Origin of the sequence: Streptomyces camelliae, from assembly GCF_027625935.1 — a bacterium.
Classification (GTDB): Bacteria; Actinomycetota; Actinomycetes; order Streptomycetales; family Streptomycetaceae; genus Streptomyces; species Streptomyces camelliae.
Genome location: NZ_CP115300.1, coordinates 5545064 through 5566072, shown reverse-complemented (window position 1 = coordinate 5566072; position 21009 = coordinate 5545064). Strand labels below are relative to the sequence as shown.

The following is a 21009-nucleotide window of genomic DNA, read 5'->3' as shown; positions in this document are numbered from 1 at the left end:
GCACCAGGTCCGGTGAGCCCCGGACCTCGGACTCGGTGACTTCACCTCCTTCTCCCCCATGGGCAAGATCTCCACCCCATGGGCGCGGGCGATTGCGGAAAACCCGCACCACGGCATTCGGATATGAGAGGTGTGGCCTGCGCCTTTCCTCACAACCGAACATATCTCGCCCGGACGGATGTCGTCACCCTCTACCGCGGCGTACCTCCGTTCAGGTGAATTTCCCCTCTCACTACCTGCAACGATGCAGGTCGGTGGTCAGTTCCTGTTTATTTCGAAAGAATCCCGAGGCGCGGCGACCACCGCCGCACGGAACGCGTACCCGAGGGCCTTCGACACCGTCTTTTCCGGTGCACCATGCACCCACTTCCCGTCGCCCAACCGCGTTCCGCTCCGTCGTTCTTCCCTTCCTTCCCGAGTTACGTCCGCGTACACGGACGTTCTCACTCCGCGTCCCTCCTCCGGACGCGACAGGGCCGTCGCCCGCAGGGCCCGCGCCGCCTCGGCGAGGCTGGCGCCCGTGGTGATCAGGTCGTCGACGAGCACGATCCGTCCGGCGTCGATCAGCAGCCGGCCACCGCCCGCCGTCACCTCCAGCGCGCCCGAGAGGTTCTCCAGGCGGCGTCGAGCGTCGAGCCCGGCCTGGTCGGCCACCGGCCGCCGCTGGCGCAGCACGGCCGCCACCCGGGCCGGCGTCCCGGTGCGCCGCAGCTCACCGGCCGCCGCGAGCGCCATCCGCCGCACCGGGTCGTGCCCTCGCGCCCGCACGGCCCACCGGGCGGAGGGCACGGGGACGAGCACCACGGTCCCGCTGTCCCAGGCGTCACCCGGCCCGCCCTCAGCACCTCCCGCGCCTGGACCGACACCAACCCCGGCGCCGCTCCCGCCGAGTCCGGCCCGCACGGCCCCCGCCAAGGCCGCGCCCAGCGCTCCCGCGAGGGGCAGCGCGCCCCGCTCCTTGTGGGCGAGCAGCAACTCCCGTACTTCCGTCGCGTACGGAGCCGCCGCGTACACCACCGGCAGCCCGGCCGGCTCCGGCACCGGCCGCACCCGCCGCGGCCCGCGCCCGTCCAGCGCGGCCCGGCACCGCAGGCAGAGCACCGTACGAGGCGCTCCGCAGCCCGCGCAGTCGGCCGGCAGCACCAGGTCGGTGAGGTCTCGCCACCACCCCCGCATGCCCACCACTGTGCCAACCCCCGAGCCGCCCTGCCACCCCTGTGGACAACGCCCTGTGGATAAGTCGGGAAACCACAGAACGCCAGTAACCCACACGAGTGAATGCGGCCTCAGGTAGTAGGGGGAAGCCGACCGGCGGCGCGCCGCTCAGCCCGGATAGACCGGCGCCGTTCCGTCCTTGTCCACCTTCTGCCACTGCGCCCCGGACGGCAGCCGTACGACCCCGTCGTCCTCCGAGTAGGCCACCAGCGGCACCCGCTCGTCCTCGGACGCGGCGATCGCCTTGACGCCGGTGAGCGCGCCGGGCGCCGGACCGTCGAGCGTGGAGCCGTCGACCTGGACGTACCGCATCTGCAGCACGCCGCCCTGCTCCCTGCCGACCGCGAGCAACCTGCTGTCACCAGCCCACGACAGAGCGCTGACCTGCTCCAGATCCGGTGCGGCGGAGCGCAGTTCGACCACCGAGGTGCCCTGCCCGGTGCCGTCGTCGCGCTGGATCCGGCCGATGAGCAGGGACTGCTTGCCGTCCTTCTCCACGACCAGCGCGATCCGTACCCCGTCGGCCGCCACCCGGGCGTCCTTGATCTGCCCGGCCAGATCCGGGACCGCGACCTGCTGCGCCTTGGCGCTGCCCTGCGCCACGACGTACAGCCGGGAACCGTGCTGGTCGCGGTCGGCCACCCACAGGTCACCGCGGGCGTCCCAGCTCGGCGTCGTCAGCCGGTCGGCCGGGGTGGCGCCCGCGCTGGTCACCAGCGCGTTCCCGAGCGAACTGCCCGATGCCAGCGACGTCACGTACAGCGACTTGCCGGAATCGCCGACCCCGGCCGCGCTGTGCTCGTCCCGCGACACCGCCACCGATTCAAGGCCCTTGTCGCCCTCACCGAACGCACCCGGCACCGGCAGCGCGCCGGTGCCCGTGCTCCCCGTCGGCATCCGCACCAACCGGTGCTTGCCGTCGAGGAAGTACAGGTACTCGGGGTTCTTGGCCGACCCGTGCCAGGCGGCGGACTCGGCGCGTTCCTCGCTCAGATCGCACAGCCGGTGGCCGCCGACGCCCTCCAGCTCGACCGACTGCAGCGTCGGCGCCAGGTTCCGCAGCGTGAACAGCACCTGCGTCGCCATCTCGGTGCACCTGCTCGGCGCGACCTGGGACTCCTTGAGGTTCAACGGCACCGTCAACTTGTTCTGGTCGTCCGGCGCCAGCCCCGACACGTCCTTCTGCAAGGCCGCACCGGTCGGAAAACTGGACCTGACGACCGGGCCGAGCCAGCTGGTGGGACCGTCCAGCAGCGAGCGGACCATCTGCGTCATCGGGTCGACCTTGCTGCGCACGAACACCGGGTCGGCGACCGCCACCGGCTGTCCCGTCGCCCCGACCGTCGTGTCGGAGGCGAAGTAGTACTTGTCGACCGACGTGTAGTTGCGCTGGAAGTCCGACTTGCCCATGACGACGCCGTCCGGCAGCCCGTCGATGCGCCACTGCCCGGTCTTGGCGCTCCGCGCGAGGTGCACCTTCTTGCTGTAGGAGCCGCCCAGGGGCTGGTAGGCCTGATGCGAGTCCACGGTCGCGACCTGGGTGCCCGCCAGCACACAGGTGACGCCGTTGGTCGGATCCGGCTTCCCGATCGGGCGGCAGTCGGGCTCGATGCTCGGCCCGTTCGCGAGGACCGTGGTCGACCGCTCGGGCCGCCACGCGCGCGCGGCCTCGTCCGTCAGGTACTTGCGGGCCGTGTCGTAGTCCGGGTCGTCGCTGGTCAGTGCCTCCAGGAAGCCCTGCATGATCTCGGCCGGCCCGGCGCCCTCGGCCGGCGGCATGGCGAACACCCGTACCCCGGTGTCCTGCCGCGGGGTGGACTCCACGTTCCGCAGATCGCCGTTGTCGGGCATCGAGGCGCACCCCGCCAGCAGGACGACCCCCAAAGCGGCGTACGCCCCCGCGCGCCCGGGTCGCCCCCGGGCGCCCCCCTTGCGGTCAGCGCCCACGAAATGCCTCCCCTGGCTCGGTCGAGTCCTGTGGTGCCGCCGCGTCCGGCCGGGCCGCGTCCGCGCCGGCCGTCGGGCCTGCCGCGGCCCTGTCGTCCGGTTGCCGTGGGCCGCCGGCGGGCCGGGGCACCACGCGCGCGCCGTTGCCGTTGCCGGGCAGGGCGGCCGGGTCGGCGGCCGGGGTGACACCGGCCAGCCGCGGCGCGATCGGCGCGCGTGGCGGCAGCGCGGGCACCTGGGCGCCGCCCGGCTGCACCGGAACGGTGGCCCGCTTCTCCTCGCCCCCGCGGGGCAGGCCGGCCTCGTCGACGCCGCGGTTGCGACGCGAGTCCTTGGGCTCCAGCGGTATCGGCGAACCCCGCAGCGGCTCGTCGGCGGTCCTCGGCAGCGTCAGCCGGAACTGCGAGCCACCGCCCGGCTCACCCCAGGCCTGCAGCCAGCCGCCGTGCAGCCGCGCGTCCTCCAGGGCGATGGACAGCCCCAGGCCCGTACCACCGGTGGTACGGGCGCGTGCCGGGTCCGCCCGCCAGAATCGGCTGAAGACGCGCGTCGCCTCGCCCGGCTTGAGCCCCACGCCGAAGTCACGCACCGCGACGGCGACCGCGCCGCCCGCCGCGGCGAGCTTGACGATGACATCCTTGCCCTCGCCATGCTCCACGGCGTTGACCACGAGGTTGCGCAGCACACGCTCCACCCGGCGGGCATCCGCCTCGGCGACGACGGGCTGCTGGTCGCCGAGCACGCGTATGTGCGTGCCCTTGCGCTCGGCGAGCGGCTCGGCACCGCTGACCACACGCCGGACGACCTCCCTGAGGTCTATCGGCTCGGCCTCCAGCGCCGCCGCGCCCGCGTCGAAACGGCTGATCTCCAGCAGGTCCGCGAGCAGCGACTCGAACCGGTCCAGCTGGTCCGCGAGCAGCTCCGCCGACCGCGCTGTCACCGGGTCGAAGTCCTCGCGCGCCTCATGGATGACGTCCGCCGCCATCCGGACCGTGGTCAGCGGGGTGCGCAGCTCGTGCGAGACATCCGACACGAACCGGCGCTGCATCCGCGACAGGTCCTCCAGCTGCTGGATCTTCACCTGGAGGTTCTGCGCCATCTTGTTGAAGGCTTCGCCCAGGCGCGCGATGTCGTCCTCGCCGGTGACCTTCATCCGCTCCTGCAGCCGCCCGGCGGACAACCGCTCGGCGATCCCGGCCGCCATCCGCACCGGCGTGACGACCTGGCGCACCACCAGCCAGGCGATGGCGCCGAGCAACACGACGACGAACAGCCCAGCGGTCGCGAGCGTGCCCTTGACCAGGCTCAGGGACTTCTCCTCCTGCGTGAGCGGGAAGAGGTAGTACAGCTCGTACGGTCGCCCGTTGGGGTCGTTGACCTGCTTGCCGATGACCAGCGCCGGCTGCGACTCCTTGCCGTTGGAGTAGACGATCCGGGTGTAGCTCTGCGCGGCTGTCGTACCGCTGTTGACCCGCTCGCGCAGGTCCGCGGGCACGCTGGAGGTCGGGTTGACGTTCCCGGAGCCGCGCGGGCTGCGTCCGCCGCCACTGTCGTCGCCGACAGGCAGCGTGACCACGTCGAAGGCGCCCGCGCCGCCGCTGGACAGCGACTCCACGAGATCGCTCATCCACGGGATGACGTTCTGCGCCTGCCGCCCGTCCGCGGTCGAGGTGCCGTCAGCCGCGCCGGCCGCCGCGTTCGTCCCCGTGGCGGTCCCGCTCGCCGCCTCGTCCGCCTTCTGCTTGGCCACCGCGAACCCGCCGGTGGCCTGGCTCTGCGAGGCCCTCACCTTCGCGTCCAGCAGACCGTTGCGCACCTGCCCGATCACGACGAAGCCCAGCAGCAGGACGACACCCAGCGACATCAGCAGCGTCGTGGCGACGACCCGGAGCTGGATGTTGCGCCGCCACAGCCGCATCACCGGCAGCAGCGGACGGCGCACCCAGCGCAGGAACAACCTGAGGACCGGGCTGCCCTGGACCCCGCCCTGGAGCAGCCCGCCCTCGAAGAGACGCCTCAACCGCGCACCGCCACTCCCGCCGACAGCCCGCCCCGGACGGGCCCCGGACCGGCCGGGGGCCGAAGCGGCGCTGTCCCCGGACACGTCAGCTCGGTCCGGCCTTGTAACCGACACCACGGACGGTCACCACGATCTCCGGCCGCTCCGGGTCCTTCTCGACCTTGGAACGCAGCCGCTGGACGTGCACATTGACGAGCCGCGTGTCGGCCGCGTGCCGGTACCCCCACACCTGCTCCAGCAGCACCTCACGCGTGAACACCTGCCACGGCTTGCGCGCGAGCGCGACCAGCAGGTCGAACTCCAGCGGAGTCAGCGCGATCGACTGCCCTTCTCGCTTCACCGAGTGTCCGGCCACATCGATGACCAGGTCACCGATGGTGAGCTGCTCCGGCGCGGGCTCCTCCGACCGCCGCAGCCGCGCCCGGATCCGGGCGACCAGCTCCTTCGGCTTGAACGGCTTGACGATGTAGTCGTCGGCGCCCGACTCCAGGCCCACGACGACATCGACGGTGTCGCTCTTGGCCGTGAGCATCACGATCGGCACCCCGGACTCGGCCCGGATCAGCCTGCACACCTCGATGCCGTCCCGCCCGGGCAGCATCAGGTCGAGCAGCACCAGATCAGGCTTGGTCTCCCGGAAAGCGGCCAGCGCCTTGTCGCCGTCGGCTACGAAAGACGGCTCAAAACCTTCACCACGCAGCACGATGCCGAGCATCTCGGCCAGTGCGGTGTCGTCGTCGACGACAAGGACTCGTCCCTTCATAAACGACATCATCCCATTCTCATAACAGTGACAGGTGCCCTGGTGAGGGAGGTCACTGGCCGGTGACCTTAGTCGTACCGGGCCGTCACTGTCTGCCCCTGTCCGCCGACGTTGATGTCAGTGACGGATGTCAGCTCGTCGACACCGGCCCCCACACCGCTACCCACCACTCACCCCAGCTCCCATCCCGTCCGCCGTCGACCCACGCACCGTGGAGCAGGCGTGGTTCATGGCGTCCAGGTGGAGCGCGCCACTGTACGAACGACCTGGACGCCATGGGCCGCGTCTGCTCGGCTCTGCCTGGGTCGACGGTGTACGGGATGGGAGCACCCCGCGCACGCCCCTACGGACCCGCAGCCGGGAACGGCGCCCCCTCCATCCCGGTGCCGGCCGATCCCCCCCGGAGGCACTGTTCTGACCGGAGCCGCACTCTGCGGTGCTCGACTCATGGGCCGTAGTTCGCTGCGGCCCCAGGGCACGGCCCCGGCGCCGAAGGCGCAGAGGGGCCAGGGCCCAAGGGGCCAGCCCGCGCTTGCGCGGGCACTTGATGAGGTAACAGCTCATGGCCAATACGAGCCTTGGCACTGATCATGCCTCCGTGGTGATCTGGCAGCGAAGCACAGGCAGGGGGCAGGGTGCAGGGTGCAGCCAGTACCAGACGACTTAGCGCGGAACCGGCCGGGCGACGCGGTGCGCCGCAAGATCCGTGAGTTGCAGCCGAACCCGCTGCTGAGGCTGATCGGCCGTTGGATGCCGGGCTCGGAGATCCATAGTTGGGCGGGCGGACTCATCGGGGAGCGAGCCACAGGCAGGAGGATCGACAGGCTCAAGGGGCACGGCTGGTTCACCCTGCATGCCGTTCAGTGGGCGAGCGGCGCAGACATCGACCACCTCGCCATTGGCCCCGTCGGCGTCTTCTCCATCAACTCGAAACGACACCCAGGGAAGGCCGTTTGGTACGGCGACACCGCCATCACGGTCAACGGAGCCCCGACCCGCCACATCGCAATCAGCGAGTCCGAAGCGCGCCGCGTATCGCGGGTCCTCTCTCGCCACTGCGGCGGTGACGTGCCTGTCCGTCCCGTGATCTCGGTAGTGGACGCGGCAAAGCTAACGATCAAGAACGCGAACCCGCGGGTCCTCGTGTTGGAGGTTGAACAGATAGACCGGGTCCTCTCGGGCCTCTCCCCGACGCTCTCTGCTGAGCAGGTGGCACGCATCTACCAGGTGGCGCGGGATGTCGGGACCTGGGCCAGTTAGGCGCCGAGTCCGCCGACGACGACCAGTTCGCGACTGGTGAACTCACCAGTGAGCATGGGCATGGCGGTCGCTATCGCTTCCTTGGCCTCGGGCGACCGCAGGGAAGCGTCGTGGTGTTCCTTCGAATCCCAGACCTCCGTGACCACGATCGTGTCCGGGTCGTCACAGGCCAGGCTCACCACGTAGTTGCGGCAGCCGAGATCCCGGAGGCTCTCGGCTCCGGAGAGCAGGATCGCAACCACGTCATCACGCTTGCCGGGCTGGGTCTTCATCGAGCCGATGTAGCCGTAGGCCATGTCGTGCCGCCTTCCTCGGAGATGCGTTGCCCTGCATCATCATGGCGCCCCTTCGGACAGGGCGACCGGCACTCACCCGATCGTGACTGACCTGACGATCTCAGGCGGAAGGCTGGTGGCGAGGAGTCGGCTGGTGAATCCCGCACGGCACAACCGCTCGTACGCCTCAAGCACGTCATCCGGTACAGGCTGGCTGATCATGAAGCCCTGCTCCGGGTAGATCAGAAGTCGCTGTAGCGCGCCCACAAGCATGTCGATCACCAAACGGGCGTCGCCGATGGAGTCGACGTATTCGTCCAGCGTCATCGGGCTGGACGCGCTGACGATCTCAACGTCAGGCCACAGCTTGCGCGCGGTGGCGTAGGCCCGCCTCTCCTCGTACGGCTTGCTGATCAGCAGAACGGAGGACACGTCGACGCCGGCCTTTTCCAACAGCTCTCGGGAGAAGCGGATGTTCTCACCCGTGTTCCGGGCACGCGGCTCCACGAACACGGCTGAGCTGGGGACGCCAAGTTCAAGCGCCCGCTCTCGGTAGTGGACGGCTTCACCTCGCGGCATGCGTTCCCGCGTCGTGGGGCTCGTGGCTCCGGTGAACACGAGCAGTGGAGCCATGCCGCGCTTGTACAGGTCGACGGCTGCATCGGCCACGCCCAGGTCGTGGCTGCCGAGTCCGACGGCAACCGAGCACGGCCGGGGCGCGTGGCCCATGCTCGCTCCTCTGCGCTGGACCCGGATGCGTACGGCCATGCTGCGTGAGCGGGCGATCAGCAACGGCCGGCCGTGGTTCGAGGAACCCGACGGACACGTCTTCATCTCGCGGACCGGTTACCCGCTCCTGGCCTCGAATCTGTACCTGACCATGCAGCGCGTGATCACGGCCGAGGGCCTCGACAAGATGAACCCGAAGGGACTGCGGAAGTCCTGCGGCACTCTCCTGGTTCACCTCAAGGTGCATCCGAGGATCGTGAAGGCGATCCTGCGGCATAGCCGGATCGCGACCACCATGGACATCTACGCTGAGGCGCTGGACCCCGACGTGATCGAGGCCGTGGGACAGCTCGATCGCCTGCTTCGGCAACCGGCTCGAATCCGGGAGCTGGAGGCGGCCCAGTCGGACCCTGCGCCTCGTTGATGTCGCCGTTGGATGTCACGGCCCCTTCGTCTGCGGATCGTCGCAGGTGGAGGGGCCGTTCTCGTCGGTCGAGCCGACATCATCCCATTAGCCAATCGTTACCTGGCGTGACCTCGCACACAGCTCCGCCAGAGCCGCGGCCGTCACGGGTGAAACGGCTCCCTCCTCAGTGACGATCGCCGTCACCAGCTCGGGCGGCGTCACATCGAACGCCGGGTTGTACGCCTGGGTCCCCAGGGGTGCCACCGGAATCCCGCCTCCTGCTCCCGTCACCGGCACCTGGGGTGCTGTGACCTCGGTCACCTCAAAGCCGGGGCGCTGCTCGACCTCGATGGACGCCCCGTCGGGGGTGTCCGGATCGATCGTCGTCATCGGCGCCACCACGATGAACGGCACATGGTGGTACCGCGCCAGCACAGCAAGCGGATAGCTCCCCACCTTGTTCGCCACCGAACCGTCGGCCGCGATCCGATCCGCCCCGATCAGCACCGCGTCCACCTCGCCCGCCGCGAACAGGGAACCTGCCGCGTTGTCGGTGAGCAAGGTGTACGCCATGCCGCTGCGGGCCGCTTCGTACGCCGTCAGGCGAGCACCTTGCAGCAACGGACGCGTTTCGTCCACCCACAGCCGCCGCAGCCGCCCCTCCCGATGCGCCCGGAGGGCCACTGCGAAGGCCGTGCCCTCCCCTCCCGACACCAGCGAACCGGAGTTGCAGTGCGTGAGGATCCGATGTCCTCCACCAGGCAGCAACTCGTCCAGCAGCGCCAGACCATGCGCCGCCATCCGCGCGCTGGCCTCGGCGTCCTCCCGGTGCAGCGCCCGTGCGGCGGCCAGCGCCGCCGCGGCCGCCGCGGCGGGATCGCCGGTCTTCACCAGCGCCGCCTCGTGCGCGGCCTGGGCCCGGCGCACACCGACGGCCAGATTCACCGCCGTGGGCCGGGCACCGGCGAGCGCCCCCGCCGCCTCGGCCACGTCGAAGCCCCGTACGGCGGCGAGCGCGACGCCGTACGCCCCGGCGATCCCCAGCAACGGGGCCCCGCGCACGGCCAGCGAACGGATCGCCTCCACCAGCGCCGGCGCGTCCGTACACACCAGCTCGGCCTCCTCGGCCGGGAGCCGTGTCTGATCGAGAAGGACCAGTACCGGCCCTTCGGGTGGCTCCTCCCATCGGATCACAGGTATTCCGGTCGGCCGCTTGTCCCTGTCGGTTCGCGCCTGCTGATCAGCCATGCGGTCAGTCTGCCCCGGATCCGGCGGACAATTGAAGGCGCCCGGCGCCCACCGCGGCAGCTCCCTGGACGACCACCCCATGGCACGATGGCTGCCAACCTGCCGCCGCGACAGCGGATCGGCACCGAGAAGGAGCTTCGATGACAGACACTCCGGGCTGGGCCTCGCCCGGATCCGCCCCGTCGTCCGACGGGCGGGAACCCGGCGCGTCCGGCCCCGCCGAGCCCGCCGACCGCCCTGGCGGCACCGAACCGGCACCGCAACCGGGCACCGACCCGCAGGGCGCAGGCACGAAGTGGTCCACGGAGCAGCCGCCACCCGGCCAGTGGTCCGCGCCCGCCGGTACCCCCGGCCCGCACCAGACCCCGCCACCCCCACCGCCCGGCCCCGGCTGGGGCGGCCAGCAGCCCGGCACGCCGGGCCCCGGCGCCTACGGAGGCGGCTACACGGGCCCTCCCGGAGGCTATGCGGGCCCGCCCCCGGGCTACGGCGGCTACGGCACCCCTGGCGGCTACGGAGCCTGGGGCGGCGGCTGGGGCGGCCCCCCGCCCGCGGCCAAGCCCGGTGTCATCCCCCTCCGCCCGCTCGGCGTCGGCGAGATCCTCGACGGCGCCGTCTCCACCATGCGCACCTACTGGCGCACGGTGCTCGGCATCTCGCTGACCGTCGCCCTGGTCATGAACGTCAGCATGGTCCTCCTGCAAGGCTTCGTGCTGAACGACATCACCGTCCAGACCGCGCTCAACGACCCCAACGCCGCCAGCCCCTCCGAAGCACTCCACGCCCTGCGCGACACCATGATCGGTACCGGCATCCTCTCGGTGATCCGCACGGCCGCCATGCTCATCGCGACCGCCCTGCTCACCACCATCACCAGCCGGGCCGTCCTCGGCCGACCGGTCACCACCCGGGAGAGCTGGCGCGACGCCCGGCCGCAGATCCTGAAGCTGCTCGGTCTGCTCATCCTGCTGGCCCTGATCTTCATAGGCGTGATCGTCGCCGGCGCACTGCCCGGCCTGCTCATCCTGATCGCCGGCGGCAGCGACAACGCCGGACTGGCCCTCCTCTCCCTGGGCTTCCTCGGCGGCACCGTCGTCGGCCTGTGGCTGCTGGTCCGGTACTACCTGGCCGCCCCCGCCCTGATGCTGGAGCGGCAGGGCATCCTCACCTCCCTGAAGCGCTCGGCCAAGCTCGTGCGCGGCTCCTGGTGGCGCATCTTCGGCATCATGCTGCTCACCGTCCTCATCACCCTCATCGTCTCGGCGGTCGTCACCATCCCCTTCACCCTCATCGGCGCCGCCGCGAGCAGTGACGGCATGAACGGCCTGCTCGGCGCCAACGGCGGGCACATCGGCTGGACGACCCTGATCATCCGCGGAATCGGGGCGCTGGTCGGCTCCACGCTCACCCTCCCCATCAGCGCCGGCGTCACCGTGCTCCTCTACATCGACCAGCGCATCCGCCGCGAGGCCCTCGACCTCGAACTGGCCCGCGCCGCCGGTGTCCAGGGCTACAGCACCGGCGCCCCCGGTCCCGTCCCGGGGAGCTGATGCGGTGAGCCTCACGGGGGGAGTTCTCACGACGGCCCCGTCCGGCATCGGCGGCACAGTCGTACACGGCCTGCTGCGCGCCTCGGACGCGGCCGTCCGCGCAGCAGGAGGCTCGGGGAACGAGCCGCCGGTCCGCCTCCCGCGCGATCCCGCCCGGGAGGCGGCTCGGCGCGAGCTGTCCAAGCGCATGTACCACGAGAACGACCCCGGCCTGTTCCAGCGCGCCCTGAACGCGTTCTGGCGCTGGCTCGACCGGCTGCTCAACTCGGCGGCCTCAGCGACACCCGGCGGCACGCTCGGCCTGGTCGTGGTGGTCCTGGTCGTCGTCGCCGTCCTGGCCGCCCTGTGGTGGCGGCTGGGCACCCCGCGTCGCCAACCCGCCTCCGCCGCGGTCCTGTTCGACGACCGCCCCCGCAGCGCCGCCGAACACCGCGCGGCCAGCGAGGCACACGCGGCCCAAGGCCACTGGAACCAGGCCGTCCAGGAACGCATGCGCGCCATCGTCCGCTCTCTGGAGGAACGAGCCCTGCTCGACATCCGCCCCGGCCGCACCGCCGACGAGGCGGCCACCGAAGCCGGCCGCACCCTCCCCGCACACACGGACCGCCTCGCAGCCGCGGCACGGGAGTTCGACGACGTCACGTACGGTGGGCGCAGTGCGAGCCAGGATTCGTACCAGCGCATCGCCGAACTCGACCGCGACCTGGAACGCACCAGGCCTGTCCTCGCCGACAGCAGCAGCACAGCCCACAACACCCGCCAAGAGGCCGTCCAGTGACCGCCCAGGCCACCCTGCCCGCCACCTCCACAGCGCCCACCGCCCGGCAGATATGGACCCGCACGCGAGGCATCACACTCGCCGTCGTCCTGCTTCTCGCGGCAGCCGTCGCCATGGCCGCCGTACGCTCCACGGACCGGCACGGCGCACTCGACCCACGCTCCGCCGACCCCTACGGCAGCCGCGCCATCGCCCAACTCCTCGCCGACCGGGGCGTTTCCACGCGCGTGGTCACCACACTCGACGAGGCACGCGCCGCCGCCGGCCCGGACACCACCCTCCTGGTCGCCGTCCCCGACCTGCTGACGACCCGACAGCAGGACCGCCTGCACACGGCCACCGCGGCCTCCGGAGGACGCACCGTCCTGGTCGCGGCCGACAGCTGGTCCGTCGAACGGCTCGCCCCCGGGGTCACCGCGGACCCCGCCACCAGCAGCCGCAGCACCCTCTCCCCCCACTGCGCCCTGCCCGAGGCCCGGCGCGCGGGCAGCGCCGACACCGGCGGCATCCGCTACACCACCACCCACCTCGACGCCGACGCCTGCTACCCCAGCGCCCGCCTGGCCACCCTCCTGCGCGTCCCCGCGGCATCCGGGGGCGGCGACACCATCATCCTCGGCGCGCCCGACATCCTCTTCAACAACCGGCTCGACAAGCAGGGCAACGCCTCGCTCGCCCTCCAACTCCTCGGCTCCCGCCCCCATTTGATCTGGTACCTCCCCTCACTTGCCGACACCTCGGCCACCACCGGCGACCAGAAGAACTTCCTCGACCTGCTTCCCTCGGGCTGGCTCTGGGGCACACTCCAGCTGTTCATCGCAGCCGCCCTCGCCGCCTTCTGGCGGGCCCGCCGCTTCGGCCCCCTCGTGCCCGAACGACTCCCCGTCGCGATCCGCGCCTCCGAAACCGCCGAAGGCCGCGCCCGCCTCTATCGCAAAGCCAACGCCCGCGACCGCGCCGCCGCCGCTCTTCGCTCCGCCACCCGCACCCGGCTCGCCCCCCTCGTCGGCGTCCCCGTCACCCAGGCGCACACGCCCGAGGCCCTGCTCCCCGCCCTGTCCGCTCACCTGGCCGGCAACGGACAGACCCTGCACTCCCTCCTCTTCGGACCGCCGCCCGGCGACGACGCGGCCCTCATCGCACTGACCGACCAACTCGACGCCCTCGAAAGAGAGGTACGCCGTCCATGATGGACCCGACCACTGACAACGCCGGGACCCCCGGGGACGCGGGCACCGCCCGAGCCTCCCTGGAAGCCCTGCGCGCCGAGATCGCCAAAGCCGTGGTCGGCCAGGACCCCGCCGTGACCGGCCTCGTCGTCGCCCTCCTCTGCCGCGGACACGTCCTCCTCGAAGGAGTCCCCGGAGTCGCCAAAACGCTGCTTGTCCGCACCCTCGCCTCCGCACTCGAACTCGACACCAAACGCGTCCAGTTCACCCCCGACCTGATGCCGAGCGACGTCACCGGCTCCCTCGTCTACGACGCCCGCACCGCCGAGTTCTCCTTCCAGGAAGGCCCGGTCTTCACCAACCTCCTCCTCGCCGACGAGATCAACCGCACCCCGCCCAAGACCCAGTCCTCGCTCCTCGAAGCCATGGAGGAGCGCCAGGTCACGGTCGACGGCACCCCCCGCCCGCTCCCCGAACCGTTCCTGGTCGCCGCGACACAGAACCCCGTCGAGTACGAGGGCACCTATCCCCTCCCGGAAGCCCAACTGGACCGCTTCCTGCTCAAACTGACGATCCCTCTGCCCTCGCGCCAGGACGAGATCGACGTCCTCACCCGCCACGCCTCCGGCTTCAATCCGCGCGACCTGCGCGCTGCCGGCGTGCGCCCCGTCGCCCGCTCCGCCGACCTCGAAGCTGCCCGCGCCGCCGTCGCCAAGACGACCGTGTCCCCCGAGATCACCGCGTACGTCGTCGACCTCTGCCGCGCCACCCGCGAGTCGCCCTCCCTCACCCTCGGCGTCTCCCCGCGCGGTGCCACTGCTCTCCTCGCCACCTCACGCGCGTGGGCATGGCTCACGGGCCGCGACTACGTCATCCCCGACGACGTGAAGGCACTCGCGCTGCCCACCCTGCGCCACCGCGTCCAACTGCGCCCCGAGGCCGAGATGGAAGGCGTGACGGCCGACTCCGTCATCAACGCCATCCTCGCCCACGTCCCGGTCCCCCGCTGATGGCACTCACCGGACGCGCCGCCCTCCTCGCGGCCCTCGGCTCCATCCCCGTCGGCATCCTGGAACCCGGCTGGACGGGCATCCTCGCGGTCAACGCCCCCCTGGCCCTGGCCTGCGCCTGCGACTTCGCACTCGCCGTCCCCGTACGACGCCTCGCCCTGACGCGCTCAGGCGACACCTCCACACGCCTCGGCGAGACCGCCGACGTCACGCTCACGATCACCAACCCGACCCGCCGCCCCCTGCGCGCACAACTGCGGGACGCATGGCCGCCGAGCAGCTGGCAGCCCGGCACGGAGATCGAGGCCTCCCGCCACCGTCTGATCATCCCTCCGGGTGAACGCAGGCGCGCGACGACCAGACTGCGCCCGACCCGCCGTGGCGACCGTCAGGCGGATCGCGTCACGATCCGCTCCTACGGACCCCTCGGCCTGTTCTCCCGCCAAGGCGCCCACAAAGTGCCCTGGACTGTACGAGTTCTGCCCCCGTTCACCAGCCGAAAGCATCTCCCGTCGAAACTCGCCCGATTGCGTGAACTCGACGGCCGCACCAGCGTGCTGACACGTGGCGAGGGAACCGAGTTCGACAGCCTGCGCGAGTACGTTCCCGGCGACGACACGCGCTCGATCGACTGGCGAGCCACCGCCCGGCAGTCCATCGTCGCCGTCCGCACCTGGCGCCCCGAACGCGACCGGCACATCCTGCTGGTTCTCGACACCGGCCGGACCTCAGCCGGCCGCGTGGGCGACGCCCCACGCCTCGACGCCTCCATGGACGCCGCCCTGCTCCTCGCGGCCCTCGCCTCCCGGGCCGGCGACCGCGTGGCCCTCCTGGCCTACGACCGCCGCGTACGTGCCCTCGTCCAGGGCGCCTCGGCAGGAGACGTACTGCCGTCCCTGGTGAACGCGATGGCTCCGCTCGAACCGGAGCTCGTCGAAACCGACGCACGCGGTCTCACCGCCACAGCACTCCGTACGGCACCTCGCCGTTCCCTGATCGTCCTGCTCACCACACTCGACGCAGCCCCGGTGGAACAGGGTCTGCTCCCGGTGCTTCCGCAGCTCACCCAACGGCACACCGTTCTGGTTGCCTCGGTGGCGGACCCCCACATCGCGCGCATGGCCGAGGCCCGGGGGAACACGGAGGCGGTGTACGAGGCCGCGGCCGCGGCCCAGGCGCAGAGCGAGCGCCGACACACCGCGGAACAGCTTCGCCGTCATGGGGTGACGGTGGTGGATGCGACTCCGGAAGATCTGGCGCCTGCCTTGGCGGACGCCTACCTGGCTCTGAAGGCGGCGGGCCGGCTCTGACACGGGCCTGCTCCGCCGTCGGCACAGAGCATGAGAAAGAAAGCCCCCTGAAATGCAGAAAGGCCCACGCCATCCGGCGTGGGCCTTTCCCAAGAATTGTTCGGCGGCGTCCTACTCTCCCACAGGGTCCCCCCTGCAGTACCATCGGCGCTGTGAGGCTTAGCTTCCGGGTTCGGAATGTAACCGGGCGTTTCCCTCACGCTATGACCACCGAAACACTATGAAACTGACAACCGAACCATGTGTGGCACATGGGGCTGTTCGTGGTTTCAGAACCAACACAGTGGACGCGAGCAACTGAGGACAAGCCCTCGGCCTATTAGTACCGGTCACCTCCACCAGTTACCTGGCTTCCAGATCCGGCCTATCAACCCAGTCGTCTACTGGGAGCCTTACCCCATCAAGTGGGTGGGAGTCCTCATCTCGAAGCAGGCTTCCCGCTTAGATGCTTTCAGCGGTTATCCCTCCCGAACGTAGCCAACCAGCCATGCCCTTGGCAGAACAACTGGCACACCAGAGGTTCGTCCGTCCCGGTCCTCTCGTACTAGGGACAGCCCTTCTCAAGACTCCTACGCGCACAGCGGATAGGGACCGAACTGTCTCACGACGTTCTAAACCCAGCTCGCGTACCGCTTTAATGGGCGAACAGCCCAACCCTTGGGACCGACTCCAGCCCCAGGATGCGACGAGCCGACATCGAGGTGCCAAACCATCCCGTCGATATGGACTCTTGGGGAAGATCAGCCTGTTATCCCCGGGGTACCTTTTATCCGTTGAGCGACGGCGCTTCCACAAGCCACCGCCGGATCACTAGTCCCGACTTTCGTCCCTGCTCGACCCGTCGGTCTCACAGTCAAGCTCCCTTGTGCACTTACACTCAACACCTGATTGCCAACCAGGCTGAGGGAACCTTTGGGCGCCTCCGTTACCCTTTAGGAGGCAACCGCCCCAGTTAAACTACCCATCAGACACTGTCCCTGATCCGGATCACGGACCCAGGTTAGACATCCAGCACGACCAGACTGGTATTTCAACGACGACTCCACAAACACTGGCGTGCCTGCTTCAAAGTCTCCCAGCTATCCTACACAAGCCGAACCGAACACCAATATCAAACTGTAGTAAAGGTCCCGGGGTCTTTCCGTCCTGCTGCGCGAAACGAGCATCTTTACTCGTAGTGCAATTTCACCGGGCCTATGGTTGAGACAGTCGAGAAGTCGTTACGCCATTCGTGCAGGTCGGAACTTACCCGACAAGGAATTTCGCTACCTTAGGATGGTTATAGTTACCACCGCCGTTTACTGGCGCTTAAGTTCTCAGCTTCGCCCACCCGAAAGTGAGCTAACCGGTCCCCTTAACGTTCCAGCACCGGGCAGGCGTCAGTCCGTATACATCGCCTTACGGCTTCGCACGGACCTGTGTTTTTAGTAAACAGTCGCTTCTCGCTGGTCTCTGCGGCCACCCCCAGCTCACCGAGTAAATCGGATCACCAGGCGTGGCCCCCCTTCTCCCGAAGTTACGGGGGCATTTTGCCGAGTTCCTTAACCATAGTTCACCCGAACGCCTCGGTATTCTCTACCTGACCACCTGAGTCGGTTTAGGGTACGGGCCGCCATGAAACTCGCTAGAGGCTTTTCTCGACAGCATAGGATCATCCACTTCACCACAATCGGCTCGGCATCAGGTCTCAGCCGTATGCAAGGCGGATTTGCCTACCTTGCGGCCTACACCCTTACCCCGGGACAACCACCGCCCGGGATGGACTACCTTCCTGCGTCACCCCATCACTCACCTACTACCAGCTCGGGTCACCGGCTCCACCACTCCCACCCACAGCAAAGCTGGGGGCAGGCGGCTTCACGGGCTTAGCATCACTGGATTCGATGTTTGACGCTTCACAGCGGGTACCGGAATATCAACCGGTTATCCATCGACTACGCCTGTCGGCCTCGCCTTAGGTCCCGACTTACCCTGGGCAGATCAGCTTGACCCAGGAACCCTTAGTCAATCGGCGCACACGTTTCTCACGTGTGAATCGCTACTCATGCCTGCATTCTCACTCGTCAACCGTCCACAACTACCTTCCGGTGCTGCTTCACCCGGCAGACGACGCTCCCCTACCCATCACAGCACCCGTTGGGGCTATATGCTGCAATGACACGACTTCGGCGGTACGCTTGAGCCCCGCTACATTGTCGGCGCGGAATCACTAGACCAGTGAGCTATTACGCACTCTTTCAAGGGTGGCTGCTTCTAAGCCAACCTCCTGGTTGTCTGTGCGACTCCACATCCTTTCCCACTTAGCGTACGCTTAGGGGCCTTAGTCGATGCTCTGGGCTGTTTCCCTCTCGACCATGGAGCTTATCCCCCACAGTCTCACTGCCGCGCTCTCACTTACCGGCATTCGGAGTTTGGCTAAGGTCAGTAACCCGGTAGGGCCCATCGCCTATCCAGTGCTCTACCTCCGGCAAGAAACACACGACGCTGCACCTAAATGCATTTCGGGGAGAACCAGCTATCACGGAGTTTGATTGGCCTTTCACCCCTAACCACAGGTCATCCCCCAGGTTTTCAACCCTGGTGGGTTCGGTCCTCCACGAAGTCTTACCTCCGCTTCAACCTGCCCATGGCTAGATCACTCCGCTTCGGGTCTTGAGCGTGCTACTAAAATCGCCCTGTTCGGACTCGCTTTCGCTACGGCTTCCCCACCCGGGTTAACCTCGCAACACACCGCAAACTCGCAGGCTCATTCTTCAAAAGGCACGCAGTCACGAGAATGTGCAAGCACATTCCGACGCTCCCACGGCTTGTAGGCACACGGTTTCAGGTACTATTTCACTCCCCTCCCGGGGTACTTTTCACCATTCCCTCACGGTACTATCCGCTATCGGTCACCAGGGAATATTTAGGCTTAGCGGGTGGTCCCGCCAGATTCACACGGGATTTCTCGGGCCCCGTGCTACTTGGGTGTCTCTCAAACGAGCCGCTGACGTTTCGACTACGGGGGTCTTACCCTCTACGCCGGACCTTTCGCATGTCCTTCGCCTACATCAACGGTTTCTGACTCGTCCCACGGCCGGCAGACCGTGGAAGAGAGATCCCACAACCCCGCATGCGCAACCCCTGCCGGGTCTCACACGCATACGGTTTGGCCTCATCCGGTTTCGCTCGCCACTACTCCCGGAATCACGGTTGTTTTCTCTTCCTGAGGGTACTGAGATGTTTCACTTCCCCTCGTTCCCTCCACTTGCCCTATGTGTTCAGGCAAGGGTGACAGCCCATGACGACTGCCGGGTTTCCCCATTCGGAAACCCCCGGATCAAAGCCTGGTTGACGACTCCCCGGGGACTATCGCGGCCTCCCACGTCCTTCATCGGTTCCTGGTGCCAAGGCATCCACCGTGCGCCCTTAAAAACTTGGCCACAGATGCTCGCGTCCACTGTGCAGTTCTCAAACAACGACCAGCCACCCATCACCCCACTAGCAAGCCAGTGAGTTTACTGGGGCCGGCGACTGAGGAAAGTTCGTTCCCTCAGACACCCAACAGCGTGCCCGGCCGGACCCCGTCCGGAGATCATGCGTTCCACGCTCTTGCGAGCAGTACTAGCAGCCTCCGACCCGTGACATCCGGCCGAATAATCAACGTTCCACCCATGAGCAACCAGCACCGGACGTTCGCCGATGTACTGGCCTCTGACCGAGCGAACCCGGTAAGAAGTGCTCCTTAGAAAGGAGGTGATCCAGCCGCACCTTCCGGTACGGCTACCTTGTTACGACTTCGTCCCAATCGCTAGTCCCACCTTCGACAGCTCCCTCCCACAAGGGGTTGGGCCACCGGCTTCGGGTGTTACCAACTTTCGTGACGTGACGGGCGGTGTGTACAAGGCCCGGGAACGTATTCACCGCAGCAATGCTGATCTGCGATTACTAGCGACTCCGACTTCATGGGGTCGAGTTGCAGACCCCAATCCGAACTGAGACCGGCTTTTTGAGATTCGCTCCACCTCACGGTATCGCAGCTCTTTGTACCGGCCATTGTAGCACGTGTGCAGCCCAAGACATAAGGGGCATGATGACTTGACGTCGTCCCCACCTTCCTCCGAGTTGACCCCGGCGGTCTCCTGTGAGTCCCCATCACCCCGAAGGGCATGCTGGCAACACAGAACAAGGGTTGCGCTCGTTGCGGGACTTAACCCAACATCTCACGACACGAGCTGACGACAGCCATGCACCACCTGTACACCGACCACAAGGGGGGCACTATCTCTAATGCTTTCCGGTGTATGTCAAGCCTTGGTAAGGTTCTTCGCGTTGCGTCGAATTAAGCCACATGCTCCGCCGCTTGTGCGGGCCCCCGTCAATTCCTTTGAGTTTTAGCCTTGCGGCCGTACTCCCCAGGCGGGGAACTTAATGCGTTAGCTGCGGCACCGACGACGTGGAATGTCGCCAACACCTAGTTCCCACCGTTTACGGCGTGGACTACCAGGGTATCTAATCCTGTTCGCTCCCCACGCTTTCGCTCCTCAGCGTCAGTAATGGCCCAGAGATCCGCCTTCGCCACCGGTGTTCCTCCTGATATCTGCGCATTTCACCGCTACACCAGGAATTCCGATCTCCCCTACCACACTCTAGCTAGCCCGTATCGACTGCAGACCCGAGGTTAAGCCTCGGGCTTTCACAATCGACGTGACAAGCCGCCTACGAGCTCTTTACGCCCAATAATTCCGGACAACGCTTGCGCCCTACGTATTACCGCGGCTGCTGGCACGTAGTTAGCCGGCGCTTCTTCTGCAGGTACCGTCACTTGCGCTTCTTCCCTGCTGAAAGAGGTTTACAACCCGAAGGCCGTCATCCCTCACGCGGCGTCGCTGCATCAGGCTTTCGCCCATTGTGCAATATTCCCCACTGCTGCCTCCCGTAGGAGTCTGGGCCGTGTCTCAGTCCCAGTGTGGCCGGTCGCCCTCTCAGGCCGGCTACCCGTCGTCGCCTTGGTGAGCCATTACCTCACCAACAAGCTGATAGGCCGCGGGCTCATCCTTCACCGCCGGAGCTTTCCAGGATCGGAGATGCCTCCGAACCTCGTATCCGGTATTAGACCCCGTTTCCAGGGCTTGTCCCAGAGTGAAGGGCAGATTGCCCACGTGTTACTCACCCGTTCGCCACTAATCCACCCCGAAGGGCTTCATCGTTCGACTTGCATGTGTTAAGCACGCCGCCAGCGTTCGTCCTGAGCCAGGATCAAACTCTCCGTGAATGTTTTCCCGTGATCGGGATGAACACCACGAGAGCGGTGCAAGAGGAGGAATGATCCTCTCGCACACAGCGTCCT

Annotated in this window: 14 protein-coding genes and 3 rRNA genes; 7 read left to right on the top strand and 10 right to left on the bottom strand. The window is 67.9% G+C overall.

Annotation, left to right across the window (positions count from 1 at the left end; translation table 11 throughout):
* Window positions 1-258 precede the first annotated feature (258 nt).
* The 4 genes from O1G22_RS25480 to mtrA all read right to left on the bottom strand — a co-directional run bounded on the left by O1G22_RS25480 (window position 259) and on the right by mtrA (window position 5957).
* Entirely contained in the window at window positions 259-1176 is a 918-nt protein-coding gene (locus tag O1G22_RS25480) for a ComF family protein (RefSeq protein WP_270083430.1), read from the bottom strand.
* Window positions 1177-1323: 147 nt separating this feature from the next.
* Window positions 1324-3162: an LpqB family beta-propeller domain-containing protein gene (locus tag O1G22_RS25475; protein ID WP_270083429.1), complete on the bottom strand. Its 1839-nt coding sequence runs from the start codon at window positions 3160-3162 to the stop codon at window positions 1324-1326.
* Window positions 3152-5266, bottom strand: a complete 2115-nt coding sequence (gene mtrB, locus O1G22_RS25470; protein ID WP_270083428.1) for an MtrAB system histidine kinase MtrB — start codon at window positions 5264-5266, stop codon at window positions 3152-3154. Before mtrB ends, O1G22_RS25475 begins: the two co-directional genes overlap by 11 nt.
* Before the next feature lies 1 nt (window position 5267).
* Entirely contained in the window at window positions 5268-5957 is a 690-nt protein-coding gene (mtrA, locus tag O1G22_RS25465; RefSeq protein WP_220784158.1) for a two-component system response regulator MtrA, read from the bottom strand.
* Between the two features lie 678 nt (window positions 5958-6635).
* Between mtrA and O1G22_RS25460 the strand changes: the two genes are divergently transcribed.
* A complete protein-coding gene (locus tag O1G22_RS25460; RefSeq protein ID WP_270083427.1) occupies window positions 6636-7205 on the top strand; it encodes a nuclease-related domain-containing protein in 570 nt (189 codons plus the stop codon).
* Here the strand turns inward: O1G22_RS25460 and O1G22_RS25455 are convergent.
* Together O1G22_RS25455 and O1G22_RS25450 are read right to left on the bottom strand one after the other, a co-directional pair.
* Window positions 7202-7501 carry a putative quinol monooxygenase gene (locus O1G22_RS25455; RefSeq protein WP_270083426.1) on the bottom strand — a complete coding sequence of 100 codons (300 nt, stop codon included), beginning with the start codon at window positions 7499-7501 and terminating at the stop codon, window positions 7202-7204. The genes O1G22_RS25460 and O1G22_RS25455 overlap by 4 nt on opposite strands.
* A 72-nt stretch (window positions 7502-7573) precedes the next feature.
* A complete protein-coding gene (locus O1G22_RS25450) occupies window positions 7574-8209 on the bottom strand; it encodes a YdcF family protein (protein WP_270083425.1) in 636 nt (211 codons plus the stop codon).
* Between O1G22_RS25450 and O1G22_RS25445 the strand changes: the two genes are divergently transcribed.
* Window positions 8208-8633 (top strand): tyrosine-type recombinase/integrase, encoded by a 426-nt coding sequence (locus O1G22_RS25445; protein WP_270083424.1) that lies wholly within the window; start codon window positions 8208-8210, stop codon window positions 8631-8633. The two genes, O1G22_RS25450 and O1G22_RS25445, sit on opposite strands and share 2 nt — an antisense overlap.
* An 87-nt stretch (window positions 8634-8720) precedes the next feature.
* Here O1G22_RS25445 and mtnA read toward each other — a convergent pair whose 3' ends face one another.
* A complete protein-coding gene (mtnA, locus tag O1G22_RS25440; RefSeq protein WP_270086539.1) occupies window positions 8721-9863 on the bottom strand; it encodes an S-methyl-5-thioribose-1-phosphate isomerase in 1143 nt (380 codons plus the stop codon).
* 140 nt (window positions 9864-10003) lie between these two features.
* Between mtnA and O1G22_RS25435 the strand changes: the two genes are divergently transcribed.
* The 5 genes from O1G22_RS25435 to O1G22_RS25415 are packed head-to-tail and all read left to right on the top strand — an operon-like array spanning window position 10004 to window position 15680.
* A complete protein-coding gene (locus O1G22_RS25435; RefSeq protein ID WP_270083423.1) occupies window positions 10004-11413 on the top strand; it encodes a DUF7847 domain-containing protein in 1410 nt (469 codons plus the stop codon).
* 4 nt (window positions 11414-11417) lie between these two features.
* Entirely contained in the window at window positions 11418-12191 is a 774-nt protein-coding gene (locus O1G22_RS25430; protein WP_428986400.1) for a DUF4129 domain-containing protein, read from the top strand.
* Entirely contained in the window at window positions 12188-13381 is a 1194-nt protein-coding gene (locus O1G22_RS25425; RefSeq protein ID WP_270083422.1) for a DUF4350 domain-containing protein, read from the top strand. Before O1G22_RS25430 ends, O1G22_RS25425 begins: the two co-directional genes overlap by 4 nt.
* On the top strand, window positions 13381-14370 hold the full coding sequence (locus tag O1G22_RS25420; RefSeq protein ID WP_270086537.1) for an AAA family ATPase: 990 nt from the start codon (window positions 13381-13383) through the stop codon (window positions 14368-14370). The genes O1G22_RS25425 and O1G22_RS25420 overlap by 1 nt, the downstream gene beginning before the upstream one ends.
* Entirely contained in the window at window positions 14370-15680 is a 1311-nt protein-coding gene (locus O1G22_RS25415; RefSeq protein WP_270083421.1) for a DUF58 domain-containing protein, read from the top strand. Before O1G22_RS25420 ends, O1G22_RS25415 begins: the two co-directional genes overlap by 1 nt.
* 98 nt (window positions 15681-15778) lie before the next feature.
* Here O1G22_RS25415 and rrf read toward each other — a convergent pair.
* The 3 genes from rrf to O1G22_RS25400 form a co-directional block, all read right to left on the bottom strand.
* Window positions 15779-15895: ribosomal RNA gene (gene rrf, locus O1G22_RS25410) — 5S ribosomal RNA — on the bottom strand.
* Between the two features lie 84 nt (window positions 15896-15979).
* Window positions 15980-19102 (bottom strand): 23S ribosomal RNA (locus O1G22_RS25405).
* 306 nt (window positions 19103-19408) lie between these two features.
* A 16S ribosomal RNA gene (locus O1G22_RS25400) occupies window positions 19409-20934 on the bottom strand.
* The 16S, 23S and 5S rRNA genes sit together here, the layout of an rRNA operon.
* Window positions 20935-21009 lie beyond the last annotated feature (75 nt).

Excerpts from the sequence above, each read along its gene's own strand:
- O1G22_RS25480 (WP_270083430.1), bottom strand. The coding sequence starts at position 1,176 with ATGCGGGGGTGGTGGCGAGACCTCACCGACCTGGTGCTGCCGGCCGAC.
- mtrA (WP_220784158.1), bottom strand. The coding sequence starts at position 5,957 with ATGATGTCGTTTATGAAGGGACGAGTCCTTGTCGTCGACGACGACACC.
- O1G22_RS25455 (WP_270083426.1), bottom strand. The coding sequence starts at position 7,501 with ATGGCCTACGGCTACATCGGCTCGATGAAGACCCAGCCCGGCAAGCGT.
- O1G22_RS25445 (WP_270083424.1), top strand. The coding sequence starts at position 8,208 with ATGCTCGCTCCTCTGCGCTGGACCCGGATGCGTACGGCCATGCTGCGT.
- O1G22_RS25450 (WP_270083425.1), bottom strand. The coding sequence starts at position 8,209 with ATGGGCCACGCGCCCCGGCCGTGCTCGGTTGCCGTCGGACTCGGCAGC.
- mtnA (WP_270086539.1), bottom strand. The coding sequence starts at position 9,863 with ATGGCTGATCAGCAGGCGCGAACCGACAGGGACAAGCGGCCGACCGGA.
- O1G22_RS25435 (WP_270083423.1), top strand. The coding sequence starts at position 10,004 with ATGACAGACACTCCGGGCTGGGCCTCGCCCGGATCCGCCCCGTCGTCC.
- O1G22_RS25420 (WP_270086537.1), top strand. The coding sequence starts at position 13,381 with ATGGACCCGACCACTGACAACGCCGGGACCCCCGGGGACGCGGGCACC.
- O1G22_RS25415 (WP_270083421.1), top strand. The coding sequence starts at position 14,370 with ATGGCACTCACCGGACGCGCCGCCCTCCTCGCGGCCCTCGGCTCCATC.